Annotated in this window: 10 protein-coding genes, 1 tRNA gene and 1 pseudogene; 8 read left to right on the plus strand and 4 right to left on the minus strand. The window is 62.8% G+C overall.

The features are described 5' to 3' along the window. Nucleotides 1-3: 3 nt before the first annotated feature. Entirely contained in the window at nt 4-723 is a 720-nt protein-coding gene (locus tag EN859_RS07055; RefSeq protein ID WP_127852828.1) for an HAD family hydrolase, read from the plus strand. A gap of 60 nt (nt 724-783) precedes the next feature. Here the strand turns inward: EN859_RS07055 and EN859_RS07060 are convergent, their stop codons facing one another. Both EN859_RS07060 and EN859_RS07065 read right to left on the minus strand, forming a co-directional pair. Beyond that, nucleotides 784-1,446 (minus strand): 50S ribosomal protein L11 methyltransferase, encoded by a 663-nt coding sequence (locus EN859_RS07060; RefSeq protein ID WP_127852884.1) that lies wholly within the window; start codon nt 1,444-1,446, stop codon nt 784-786. An 86-nt stretch (nt 1,447-1,532) separates the two neighbouring features. Beyond that, a complete protein-coding gene (locus EN859_RS07065) occupies nt 1,533-3,467 on the minus strand; it encodes a long-chain fatty acid--CoA ligase (protein ID WP_127852827.1) in 1,935 nt (644 codons plus the stop codon). Between the two features lie 481 nt (nt 3,468-3,948). On the opposite strand from EN859_RS07065, the gene EN859_RS07070 reads away from it, so the two are divergent. The 6 genes and pseudogenes from EN859_RS07070 to EN859_RS07095 all read left to right on the plus strand — a co-directional run. Next, nucleotides 3,949-5,541 (plus strand): ABC transporter substrate-binding protein, encoded by a 1,593-nt coding sequence (locus tag EN859_RS07070; RefSeq protein ID WP_127852826.1) that lies wholly within the window; start codon nt 3,949-3,951, stop codon nt 5,539-5,541. A 57-nt stretch (nt 5,542-5,598) separates the two neighbouring features. Then, nucleotides 5,599-6,606, plus strand: coding sequence for an ABC transporter permease subunit (locus EN859_RS07075; protein ID WP_127852825.1), 1,008 nt, complete (start codon nt 5,599-5,601; stop codon nt 6,604-6,606). A gap of 1 nt (nt 6,607) precedes the next feature. Beyond that, nucleotides 6,608-7,525 carry an ABC transporter permease subunit gene (locus tag EN859_RS07080; protein WP_127852824.1) on the plus strand — a complete coding sequence of 306 codons (918 nt, stop codon included), beginning with the start codon at nt 6,608-6,610 and terminating at the stop codon, nt 7,523-7,525. A 3-nt stretch (nt 7,526-7,528) separates the two neighbouring features. Next, the gene (locus EN859_RS07085; RefSeq protein WP_127852823.1) at nt 7,529-8,404 is read left to right on the plus strand and encodes an ABC transporter ATP-binding protein; all 876 of its coding nucleotides are present in this window, start codon (nt 7,529-7,531) and stop codon (nt 8,402-8,404) included. Continuing rightward, nucleotides 8,401-9,231, plus strand: a complete 831-nt coding sequence (locus EN859_RS07090; protein ID WP_127852822.1) for a dipeptide ABC transporter ATP-binding protein — start codon at nt 8,401-8,403, stop codon at nt 9,229-9,231. The genes EN859_RS07085 and EN859_RS07090 overlap by 4 nt, the downstream gene beginning before the upstream one ends. Then, a pseudogene (locus EN859_RS07095) lies at nt 9,225-9,449 on the plus strand (hypothetical protein); the annotation flags it as partial. The gene EN859_RS07090 and the pseudogene EN859_RS07095, both read left to right, overlap by 7 nt. Nucleotides 9,450-9,463: 14 nt before the next feature. On the opposite strand, the gene EN859_RS07100 reads toward EN859_RS07095, so the two are convergent. Continuing rightward, nucleotides 9,464-9,539, minus strand: a tRNA-Thr gene (locus tag EN859_RS07100). Between the two features lie 358 nt (nt 9,540-9,897). Here EN859_RS07100 and EN859_RS07105 point away from each other — a divergent pair. Then, a complete protein-coding gene (locus EN859_RS07105; protein ID WP_127852821.1) occupies nt 9,898-11,106 on the plus strand; it encodes a hypothetical protein in 1,209 nt (402 codons plus the stop codon). A gap of 37 nt (nt 11,107-11,143) precedes the next feature. Here the strand turns inward: EN859_RS07105 and EN859_RS07110 are convergent, their stop codons facing one another. After that, nucleotides 11,144-12,745, minus strand: coding sequence for a cisplatin damage response ATP-dependent DNA ligase (locus tag EN859_RS07110; RefSeq protein WP_127852820.1), 1,602 nt, complete (start codon nt 12,743-12,745; stop codon nt 11,144-11,146). Between the last annotated feature and the right edge of the window lie 4 nt (nt 12,746-12,749).

The following is a 12,749-nucleotide window of genomic DNA, read 5'->3' on the forward strand; positions in this document are numbered from 1 at the left end:
GGCTTGGATATCAAGGGAATATTGTTCGACAAGGACGGCACGCTTGTCGACTTCAACGCCACTTGGCTCGGCGTCGCCGATTTCATGGCGATGGATGCGTCCGAGGGCGATCGCTGGAAGGCCGACAGGCTGCTTGCGGCTGCGGGCTTCGACTTCGCCACCAAGCGCTTCAAGCCCGATTCGATCTTTGCCTCGGGCACCAACATGGATGTTGTCGAGCTGTGGTTTCCGCGCTTGTCCGACGAAGACCAGATGCTTGCCGTCGCCCGCTTCAACGAGATCACCTCGGTGCAGGGATCGGCGATGGCAGTGGCGCTGCCCGGCGTGGTCGAGACGCTTGGCCTGCTTCACAAGAGATCCTACCGGCTCGGCGTCGCCACCAACGATTCGACCAGCGGTGCTGAGAAGACCCTGATGACGCTCGGCGTCGCCCAGCTTTTTGACGCGGCCTATGGTTATGATGCGGTCGCCAATCCCAAACCGGCGCCGGATACGATCCTCGCCTTCTCCGACTTGACTGGCCTGAAGCCGGCGGCGATCGCCATGGTCGGCGACAACCGCCACGACCTGGAGATGGCGCGGGCCGGCGGCTGCGGACTGGCGATCGGCGTTCTCTCTGGCACCGGCACGCGTGAATCGCTGTCGCAGATCGCCGACGTCGTTCTCGATTCGGTTGCCGACCTGCCGGACTTTCTGGCGGCCAGGGTCAAGGAGACGACCTAAGCACGCATGCGCGCGGCATTCGCTCGGCGCGGACAGCGACGCGCATCCTTCGCGCGTCGGCTAAACGCCCTCCGGCTCGAACGAGAAAACGCTGCTGGGTTTCATCGCAGTGCCCCGGCCTTCGCCGAAATCCGGCACCTTGTATTCGGCCAGCATGCGAAGCCGCGACCGCGGCAGCCAGGCGCGGCCCGGATCGCCGATGAGCACGCCGATGCCGGCAGCCAGGCAACGGTCAAGAAAGGGTGTGACGCGCTCGGCTACGTCGTAGGCGTAAAACAGGTCGCCGGCCATCACCAGGTCGACCGCCGGTGGCGGACCGGCGGTGACGTCCTCGCCGGTCACCGTGATCGCGACGCCGTTCGCCGCTGCATTGAGGCCAAGTGCTGCAACGCCATTGCGGTCGATCTCGGCTGCGATCACTTCGCGTGCCCCGGCCTTTGCCGCGGCGATGCCGACAATGCCCGAACCGGCACCGAGGTCGAGCACGCGGCGACCCGCCACCGTCTCCGGTCGGTCGAGGATGTAGCGGGCGAGCACGGCGCCGCCGGCCCAGGCATAGGCCCAGTAGGGCGGCTGCATTTCCGGCGCGTCCTCGTCAGGCTCGGCCAAGTCGTCTACCTCGACTTCGTTTTCGGTCCACTCGATAAGCCGCCGCAGGCCACTTCCAGGATGGGCGGTGTAAAGCCGGATTTTGGAAAGCTCAGGAACAGCGGTGACGCGCATGTTCACCCTGATGAACGCTGCCGGGTCGGGATGCGAACGTATGTCCACGGCGTCGTCGCCGGCAAGGCAATCGCCCAAAGCTGTGCCTATCCCCGCAACGCCCGCCGCAGGATCTTGCCTACCGGCGTCTTCGGCAGTTCGGTCCGGAATTCGATATATTTGGGCCGCTTGTAACCGGTCAGGTTGTCGCGGCAATAGGCGGTCAGCATTTCCGCGGTCAGTGCCTGGTCCTTCTTGACGACGAACAGTTTCGGCACCTCGCCCGAATGTTCGTCCGGTACGCCGATCGCCGCCACTTCGAGCACGCCCGGATGCTGGGCCACGACTTCCTCGAGTTCGTTCGGATAGACGTTGAAGCCGGATACCAGGATCATGTCCTTCTTGCGGTCGACAATCTTGGTGTAGCCGCGCTCGTCCATGAAGCCCATGTCGCCCGATTTGAAGAAGCCGTCCTCGGTCATCACCTTGGCGGTCTCGTCCGGCCGGTTCCAGTAGCCGGCCATCACCTGCGGTCCGCGGATGCAGATCTCTCCGACCTCGCCGAGAGGCAAATCGTTGCCGTCCTCATCGCGGATGACGATCTCGGTCGAAGGCAGCGGCAGGCCGATCGTGCCGGTGAAGTCGCCGTCGCTGAACTTGTTGGCGGTCGCCACCGGCGAGGTTTCCGAAAGCCCGTAGCCCTCGGTGACCGGACAGCCGGTCAGCGCCTTCCAGCGCTCGGCAACGCCCTTCTGCACCGCCATGCCGCCGCCCAGCGTCAGGATCAGCGGTTTGAAATCGAGCTTGCGGAACTCCTCATTGTTGAGCAGTGCATTGAACAGCGTGTTGAGACCCGGAAAGATGTGGATCGGATACTTCTTCAGCTCTTTGACGAAGCCGGGAATGTCGCGCGGGTTGGGAATGAGCACGTTCTGGGCACCTTGCTGCATGCCCATCAGCGCGTTCACCGTCAGCGCGAAGATATGGTAGAGCGGCAGCGCGCAGATGAAGTTGGGGTGCGCCGGTTTCGGCTTGATCGTGTAGGCGTCTTCGATCCAGAGCGCGTTCTGGGCGACATTGGCCAGCACATTGCTGTGCAGCAGCGTAGCGCCCTTGGAGACGCCGGTGGTGCCGCCCGTATATTGCAGGAAGGCGATATCGTCGGCGGCGACCTTGGCGGGCTTGAAGTCCATTCCGGCACCGGCCTTCAATGCCGCATTGAACTTGACGTGGCCGGGCAGCGACCAGGCCGGCACCATCTTCTTCACGCGGCGCACGACCAGGTTGACGATCGCTCCCTTCAGGCCGCCGAGCATGTCACCCATCGTGGCGACCACGACATGCTTGACCGCCGTCCTGGCGATCGCCGCCTGCAGCGTGTTGGCGAAATTTTCAAGGATGACGATTGCCTGCGCGCCGGAATCCTTGAGTTGGTGCTCCAGCTCGCGCGGCGTGTAGAGCGGGTTGATGTTCACCACCGTATAACCGGCGCGCAAGATGGCCATCATCGCCACCGGATATTGCAGCACGTTCGGCATCATCAGCGCGACACGTGCGCCCTTCTGCAGCCCCTTCGATTGAAGATAGGCGCCGAAGGCCGCCGATTGCCGCTCGAGCTCGGCGTAGGTGATCGACTTGCCCATGCAGATGAAGGCCGGCTGGCCGGCAAACTTCTGGCAGGCGGCGATAAGAAAGTCGCCGATGGAATTGTAGGGCAGGGCGCCGATCTCGGCCGGAACGACTTTCGGGTAGCTCTTGAGCCATGGCTTTTGCGGCTGTCCGGTGGCAAGCGCTGGCTTGGCAGCGGCGGACTTTGCGACGGGCGCTGTCTTTCCGGCCGCAGGCTTGGCAGCCTTTCCAGCCGCGGGTTTGACCGCAGCTTTCGCTGCGGGCTTTGCACTTGCCTTCGTGAGCGCGGTGGCCTTCGGCTTGGCCGCGGCAGCGACTTTGACGGACGGTGCTTTTGGCTTGCCGGCGGCCGGTTTTGAAGCGGTCCTGGCTTTTGCCTTCGCCGAGGCCGTTGTCTTTGCTGCTTTTGCCATCTGTCCCTCCCTTGGTCGTTCTTATTGTCTTTGCACGTCTCGTGCCGCGTCGCCTCCGAATGCCGGAGGCGTCCTCCGCCGCTACGTCGCGGATCCCCAAGAAATCCAGCTTGCCGTCTATGTATTGCGACTATCGGCGGCCGTGCAAGTCTTGCTCCTGCGGCAGAACGGGAAAGATCTGCCGCCAAAATTCGTTCGTGTCGCGGCACGTCCGGGCCGGCGTCCCTCGGCGCTTGCGGCGAACCGAAAGTCGCTATTCGCCGCTGTTGGCCCTATCCTAATCAATAAAAAAATAAGCTCGTTAATAATGTCGTGATCGGCGGAATCTGCCAGTTTTTTCTATGATTTATCGTATGGTGGAATTTTTTTCTGCTTACCATGGGGTAGGCAAACGAGGTGTTCCAAAGCCAGAAAAACGGTGCTTATATGCGCGCTTCGCGAGCCTGATAGAGGGGCTTGGAAGAACATCAGGGAGTGCTCAATGAAAAAGAAACTGACTTTTGCAGCCGCGTTGCTGGCTGCAAGCGTCCTCGGCGGCATGGCCAATGCGAAGCAACTGGTCTATTGCTCGGAGGCGTCGCCGGCCGGCTTCGACCCGTCGCCGTGGAGCGGTGGCAACGACTTTGACGCCTCGGCGCGCACCATCTATTCGCGTCTGGTCGAGTTCGAGCATGGCAAGACCACCATCTCGCCCGGCCTGGCCGAGAGCTGGACGGTTTCCGACGACGGTCTCGAATATACGTTCAAGCTTCGGCCGGGCGTGAAATTCCAGACCACCGACTATTTCACCCCGACGCGCGATCTCAACGCCGACGACGTGATCTTTTCCTTCGAACGCCAGTGGAAGAAGGAAAACCCGTGGTTCAGCTATCTGGAAGGCACCGGCTGGGAATATTTCACCGGCATGGGCTTCCCTGATCTTCTGAAGGAAATCGTCAAGGTCGACGACCTGACGGTGAAATTCGTGCTCAACAAGCCTGAAGTCGCTTTCCTGCCGGACCTCGGCATGGATTTCTCGTCGATCGTCTCCAAGGAATATGCCGAGCAGCTCGACAAGGCTGGCACCAGGCAGCAGTTTACCCAGAAGCCGATCGGCACTGGTCCGTACCAGTTCGTCGACTACCAGGTCGACGCGGTCATCCGCTATGCGGCATGGGACGGCTACTATGGCGGCCGCCAGAAGATCGACGACCTGATCTTCGCAATCACGCCCGATCCGGCCGTGCGCGCGCAGAAGCTGAAGGCAGGCGAGTGCGATATCATGTCGTATCCGGCGCCGGCCGACATTGCCGGCCTGCAGGCCGACACCAACCTCAAGGTCGACGAGCAGGAAGGCCTGAACATCGGCTACCTGGCCTACAACACGACCCAGCCGCCCTTCGACAAGGTCGAGGTCCGCAAGGCCCTCAACATGGCGGTCAACAAGAAGGCGATCATCGACGCGGTCTATCAGGGCGCGGGCCAGGTGGCGATCAACCCGATCCCGCCGACCATGTGGTCCTATAACAAGGACATCAAGGACGACCCCTATGATCCCGAGGCAGCCAAGAAGATGCTGGCTGAAGCGGGCGTCAAGGACCTGTCGATGAAGATCTGGGCAATGCCCGTCAGCCGTCCATACAACCCGAACGCCCAGCGCGTCGCCGAGTTGATCCAGGCCGACTACGCCGCCGTCGGCGTCAAGGCCGAGATCGTCAGCTACGAATGGACCGAGTACCGCACCCGCGGCAAGGCCAAGGACCGCGACGGCGCCTTCCAGCTGGGCTGGACCGGTGACAACGGCGATCCGGACAACTTCCTCTTCCTGCTCGGCTGCGATGCCATCGGCCAGTCCAACTATGCGATCTGGTGCAACAAGGAGTTCGAGGACCTGCTGAAGAAAGGCAAGGCGACCACGGATGTGGCTGAGCGCACCAAGATCTACGAGGAAGCCCAGGTCGTGTTCAAGCGTGAGGCTCCGTGGCTGACCATCGCCCACTCCAAGGTCTTCATGCCGATGAACAAGAAGGTTGTGGGCTTCGTCATGGACCCGCTCGGCATTCATCGGTTTGACGGCGTCGACGTTACCGAATAAGTCAGCGAAATCGAGCGGCGGCGCTGGACTTCCAGCGCCGCCGTTCTATTAAGTAAGATGCTCCGCTATCTCCTCCACAAGCTCGCACTGATCATCCCGACCGTATTCGGCATATCGCTGGCGGCGTTCGCTTTCGTTCGGCTTCTGCCGGGCGATCCGATCCTGGCATTGGCCGGAGAGCGCGGCGTCAGCCCCGAGCGCTACGCGCAGCTTATCGAGCAATTTGGCTACAACCGGCCTTATGTCATCCAGTATCTGGAGTATATCGGCAGGGTCCTGACCGGCGACTTCGGCATATCGATCGCCACCAAGCGGCCGGTGTTCGGCGAATTCCAGGCACTGTTTCCGGCGACGTTGGAACTGGCCACGATCGCATTGATCATCGCCGTCCTGATCGGCATTCCCGCCGGCATCTTCGCCGCGGTCAAGCGCGGATCATGGTTCGACCAGGCGACGATGGGCGTGGCGCTGACCGGCTATTCGATGCCGATCTTCTGGTGGGGGTTGCTGCTCATCATCTTTTTCTCCGGCTATCTCGGCTGGACGCCCGTTTCCGGCCGCATCGGCCTTCAATATTTCTTCAGGCCGACGACCGGGTTCATGCTGATCGACAGCCTGATCTCCGGCAAGAGCGGTGCTTTCAGGTCTGCCGCCAGCCATCTGATCCTGCCGGCGATCGTGCTGGCGACGATCCCGCTCGCCGTCATAGCGCGCCAGACGCGGTCAGCGATGCTGGAGGTGCTGGGCGAGGACTATGTGCGCACCGCGCGCGCCAAGGGTCTGGCGCCGCGCCGCGTCATCGGGCTCCACGCCTTTCGCAACGCGCTGATCCCCGTCGTCACCACCATTGGTCTGCAAGTCGGCACACTGATGGCGGGCGCCATCCTCACCGAAACGATCTTTTCCTGGCCCGGTATCGGCAAATGGATGATCGATGCGATCGGCAAGCGCGACTATGTCGTCGTCCAGAGCGGGTTGCTGATTATCGCGCTGATCGTCATGGCGGTGAACCTGATCGTCGACGTACTCTATGCCGTCATCAACCCACGCATCCGGGCGCAGTGAGATGACCGACCAAACCACTGCCGAAGCCACCGCCGCATCCATTCCGACCGGCGGCCGGCAACGGGCCGTTGCTGAATTCTGGCACTACTACTCGATGAACACCGGCGCCGTCATCGGCCTGCTTGTGTTCTTGGCCTTGGTGCTGGTGGCGATTTTCGCGCCGCTGGTGGCGCCGCATTCGCCAGACGAACAGTTTCGCGATGCGCTGCTGGCGCCCCCGGCCTGGCAGGAGGGTGGCAAATCGATGTTCCTGCTGGGCACCGACGCGGTCGGTCGCGACATGCTTTCGCGGCTGATTTTCGGGGCGCGTTTTTCGCTGTTCATCGGCCTGGTCGTTGTCGTTTTCTCGCTGACCAGCGGCATCGTCCTCGGCGTGCTCGCCGGCTATTTCCGCGGCTGGCTCGATACGCTGATCATGCGCGTCATGGACATCATCCTGGCCTTCCCGTCGCTGCTGCTGGCGCTGGTGCTGGTGGCGATCCTGGGACCCGGCCTGTTCAACGCCATGCTGGCGATTGCGCTGGTGCTGCAGCCGCATTTCGCGCGGCTCACCCGCGCGGCGGTAATGGCGGAAAAGAACCGTGAATATGTGATCTCGGCCAAGGTTGCCGGTGCCAGCCACATCAGGCTGATGCTGGTGACGATCTTGCCCAATTGCGTGGCGCCGCTGATCGTGCAGGCGACGCTGTCCTTCTCCAATGCCATTCTCGAGGCGGCGGCTCTCGGCTTCCTCGGCGTCGGCGCACAGCCGCCGACGCCGGAATGGGGCACCATGCTCGCTACGGCGCGCGAATTCATCTTGCGCGCGCCATGGGTGGTGACCTTCCCCGGCCTTGCCATCCTGATCACGGTGCTTGCCATCAACCTGATCGGCGATGGCCTTCGCGACGCCTTCGACCCCAAGCTGAAGAGGTCTTGAGTCATGCCTCTGCTCGAGATCAGGAACCTTACCGTTTCCTTCGACACCGCGGCCGGACCGTTCATGGCCGTGCAAGGCATCGACCTGTCGATCGAGCCGCGCGAGGTGCTGGCCATCGTCGGCGAATCCGGCTCCGGCAAATCGGTGGCGATGCTGGCTGTGATGGGGCTTTTGCCCAACACGGCAACGGTGAAGGCCGACCGCATGGCCTTCGACGGCATCGACCTCTTGAAGCTCGGCCCGTCCGAGCGGCGCAAGATCGTCGGCAAGGACATCTCGATGATCTTCCAGGAGCCGATCGCCAGCCTCAATCCCTGCTTCACCGCCGGCTTCCAGATCGAGGAGGTGCTGCGCTTCCATATGGGGATGGACCGCGCCCAGCGCCGGGCCCGCGCCATCGAACTGATGACGCTGGTCGGCATTGCCGACCCGGAAGAGCGGCTGAACTCATTCCCGCACCAGATGTCGGGCGGCCAGTGCCAGCGCGTCATGATCGCCATCGCCATAGCCTGCAATCCGAAGCTTTTGATCGCCGACGAGCCGACCACCGCGCTCGACGTCACCATCCAGAAGCAGATCCTTGACCTGCTGGTCTCCCTGCAGGCCAAATACGGCATGGGGCTGATCATGATCACCCACAATATGGGCGTGGTGGCCGAGACCGCCGACCGCGTCATCGTCCAGTACAAGGGCCGCAAGATGGAAGAGGCCGACGTCCTGTCGCTGTTTGAATCGCCGAAGAGCAACTACACGCGCGCGCTCCTGTCGGCGCTGCCGGAAAACGCCGTCGGCGACCGGCTGCCGACCGTCTCCGACATGCTGTTCGAACCGGCCCCCTCTGCAACAGGAATCGGGTCTGCATCGGGAGCCACGTCATGAGTCCTGCGGTTCTCGAAGGCAAGAACATCGTTCGCGACTACCATGTCGGCGGCGGCCTGTTTCGTCCCTCCCGCACCGTGCATGCGGTCAAGGGCGTCTCGTTCAGCGTCGAGAAAGGCAAGACGCTGGCCATCGTCGGCGAAAGCGGCTGCGGCAAGTCAACGCTCGCCCGCATCATCACCCTGATCGACCCGGCTACTTCCGGCGAGCTTTTCATCGACGGTCACAAGGTCGACATCGCCAAGCATGGGCTGTCGAAGGAGATGCGCCGCAAGGTGCAGATCGTCTTCCAGAATCCCTATGGTTCGCTCAACCCGCGCCAGAAGATCGGCGACGTGCTGGGTGAGCCGCTGCTGATCAATACCGACAGGCCGGCCGACGAACGGCGCGACCTCGCAATGAAGATGCTGAAGAAGGTCGGACTCGGACCGGAGCACTACAACCGCTACCCGCACATGTTCTCGGGCGGCCAGCGCCAGCGCATCGCCATCGCCCGCGCGCTGATGCTCAATCCGAGCCTGCTGGTGCTGGACGAGCCGGTCTCGGCACTCGATCTCTCGGTGCAGGCGCAGGTGCTCAACCTGCTGGCCGACCTGCAGGACGAGTTCAAACTGACCTATGTCTTCATCAGCCACGATCTGTCGGTGGTGCGCTACATCGCCGACGACGTGATGGTGATGTATTTCGGCGAGGCGGTCGAATACGGCTCGCGTGATGAGGTCTTTGCCGACCCCAAGCACAGCTATACCAAGACGCTGTTCGCAGCGACGCCGCGCGCCGACGTCGCCAGCATCAAGGCAAGGCTGGCGAAGAAGAAGGCCGCCTGATCAGGGGCTACAGCGACACCCACGCCCGCGCGCAGTCGAAATTCGACAGGGTGTTGTCGGCGCTCGATCTGCTCAAGGGCCGCGACGACGCCGCCGACTGGATCAGGCGCCTGCGCGAAGCGGCGCTCAAGGACGAGAACGGCGACATGCTGGACGGCGCGCTGAAGACTGTGGCGACGCTGGGCGACAGCGCTGTTTCATCAAGTTCATCACGCTGATCGGTGAAAATAGCTGGTGCCGCTTAGGTGACTCGAACACCTGACCCCATCATTACGAATGATGTGCTCTACCAACTGAGCTAAAGCGGCCCGGGAAGCCGGAGCCTCCAAGATGCGCTGGGTGATAGCCTCAACCCGTTACGAATTCAAGATGGCCAGCCGTGAATTCAAGATAGCGCTTGTCAATTCGTATCGGCGCCCAATTGCCAGCCCAAAATGGCCGCTGCACCGACCCGCCCTTCGGTCGCGCGGGTGACTGCCTGGGCACGGCGCTCGTGATCGCAGCCGGGAAAACCCGCAAAATATATTGATTTCCTTGTAGAAAAACCTCCGAAATGAGCTCTGGAGGCGTCGGCAGGGCAGAATGCGGCTGCCCGCCCGTTGATTGATTGGTCGCCTACGGCTAACGATCATGTCAATGTGAGCGCACGTGCAGAGGGAATTCGCTTTGGACGCGATCGAAAAAGCGATCCGGAACGCCTTCGAGAAGGGCAATGCCGACGACCGCGCGTTTCGCGAGCGGGTCTATCGATCGGCCTTCGCCGCGCTGGACCGTGTGCTCCAGGCCAATCCGAACGTGACGGTCGAAGTCGCCATCAAGCGCCGCAAGGCAGTGCAGGCGAAGATCGCGGAAATCGAATCCGAATTCCTGCCCGCGGTTCCCGACGCTGCGCCGCAGACGGACAATGTCGCCACGGCGCCAGCGGTGGAGCACCCGACACCTGAGGAAACCGCGCCGTCGCCCGAGGTCGCCGCGGCGCCTGCGGTCGAGCACCCGACAAATCCGCCTGAGGAAACCACTCCGTCGCTCGAGGTCGACAGGCCGGCGCAGCGACCTGAATCCGACAAGTCATTCGATGCGCCCCGGTCACGCGTGCTGCCGGTCGTCCCCGACATCATGCCCGAGGCGGTTCTTCCCGGTGCACCGCCCATCGACATGCCGGCTTCCGCCTCGACGGGTGGCAACGACGACGAGGTGACGCCCGACCGCGACGAAAGGCGGGTGAGAGGGCGGCGGCTGCCGTTGACCGCGATCTTCCTTGGCGTGACGCTGCTCGCCGCTGCCGGCATCGGCCTGTATTTCGCCAAGCAAACCGGCGTCTTCAAGTCGCCGGCGCAGCTCGATACGTCCCCACCGCAAACGCCTCCAGCGGTCGATGATGACGACTTCTCGCCGCCCGATGACACGGCCTCGCCGCTAAAGCCCGGCGAGGCCGAACGTGACTGGATCAACGTGTTTGCGCCGAGCGACCCGACGCATGTCAGTACGCCCTCCGATGCCAAGGCCGACGTGATGCAAGACGACACCGGGTCGTTCCTGCGCATCCGCTCCGGCGCTTCCGGCTCGGCCATCGCCTTCGATGTCGGGCAAGGCGTGCTTGAGAAGCTTGCCGGCAAACATGCCGTGTTCGACATTGTCGCCCGCTCCGAGGAGGGCAAGGAGACGCAGATTTCGGTCGACTGCAATTTCGGCGAACTCGGCGATTGCGGCCGCAAGCGCTATGCGGTCGGCCATGAGCACAACGAATATTTGTTCGACGTGCAGTTTCCGGACAAGCATCCGGGTGCTGCTGGCACCATCGCCATCAATTCCGACTTCGACAAGCAGGGTAAGTCGGTCGACATCTACGAAATCCGCGTCTCGATCGCCCAGTAATACCTCGCGATAATCCAGTAATATCTCGTGCCGATATCTAGCTGTCGAGCAGCGCCTGCAGCGTCTCGATGCGGTCGGCTTCGGCTGCCGGCTTGTCCCAGCGCAGCCGCGAAATACGCGGAAAGCGCATGGCAACGCCCGATTTGTGCCGTGTCGAGCGGTTGAGCCCTTCGAACGCCACCTCCAGCACCAGCCCGGCCTCGCGATCGGCCCGTACCGAGCGGACCGGGCCGAAACGCTCGATTGTGTTGTCGCGGACATATTTGTCGATCTGCCTGAGTTCCTCATCGGTGAAGCCGAAATAGGCCTTTCCGACCGGCACCAGTTCCTCGGAGCCTTCCGGGCCTGACCAGACGCCAAACGTGTAGTCCGAATAGAAGCTCGAGCGCTTGCCGTGGCCGCGCTGGGCATACATCAGCACGGCGTCGACCGTATGCGGATCGCGCTTCCACTTGAACCATGGGCCTTTCGGCCGGCCGGCAAGATAGGGCGAATCCCAGCGCTTCAGCATCACGCCTTCGATGACCGGATGCAGCGGCTTGCGGCGCAATTCCTCCAGCGCCTGCCAGTCGGTGAACTCGACCAGCGGCGAAAGATCGAAGCGGCTCGGGTCGAGGCTCTTCACGAAGGCTTCGAGGCGGCCGCGCCGCTCGCGGAAGCAGAGCGGCCGCAAGTCCTCGTCGCCGATCTGCAGCACATCGTAGCAGCGCATGAACGCCGGGTATTGCTGCTGGATCTTCGGCGTCACGCTCTTGCGGTTCAGCCGTTGCTGCAGGTCCGAGAACGTGCCGGTCGCCTGCAAGGGATCGCCGACCAGAAGCTCGCCGTCGAGGGTGGCGGAAAAATTCATCGCTTCGCCGAAGTCGGGAAAGGCGCCGGAGACGTCGTCGCCGGTGCGCGAATAGAGCCGGCGAACGCCGCCTTCGCAAACCGCCTGGACGCGGATGCCGTCCCATTTCCACTCGGCTGCGTAATCTGCCGGATCGAGCTTTTCGAGATCGCCGTCACCGACCGGGGTCGACAGCATCACAGGCCGGAACAGCGCCAACGCCGTCTTTCTGGGTTTCTCGGCCTTGCCTTCCAGCCAGGCGAACAGCTCGGTATATGGTGGCGCCAGCCCGTGCCACAGCTCCTCGATCTCGGTTATGTCGACCCCGCCGAGGTCGGCCAGCGCCTGCTTGGCCAGCCGTGCCGAGACGCCGATGCGCAGGCCGCCGGTGACTAGCTTGATGATGGCGAAACGCGCCGAGATGCTGGCGCTGTCGAGCAGCCTGGCCAGCACTTTCGGCCCGTCGGAACGGCTCGCCGCCTGCAGTTTTGCCACCACCTCGGCGAGTGTCGGCGCATGGTTCGGGATATCCGCCGAAGATTGTGGCCAGACCAGCGACACGGTTTCCGCCAGGTCGCCGACATAGTCGTAGGAATAGCGGAACAGCACCGGGTCCATGCGCTCGATGACCAGCGTGCGCAGCATCGCCGGCTTGACCGCCGCGATGGAAAGGTCGCCGGTGATGGCGGCCAGCGCCAGGCCGCGATCCGGATCCTCGACGCTGCGAAAATAGTCGGTTAAGAGCGTCAGCTTGCCGTTGCGCGACGGCGTCAGCACCAGGCGGTCGAGAAGCTCGGCGAAACGGTTCATGACG

Origin of the sequence: Mesorhizobium sp. M00.F.Ca.ET.216.01.1.1 (assembly GCF_004010325.2) — a bacterium.
GTDB lineage: Bacteria > Pseudomonadota > Alphaproteobacteria > Rhizobiales > Rhizobiaceae > Mesorhizobium.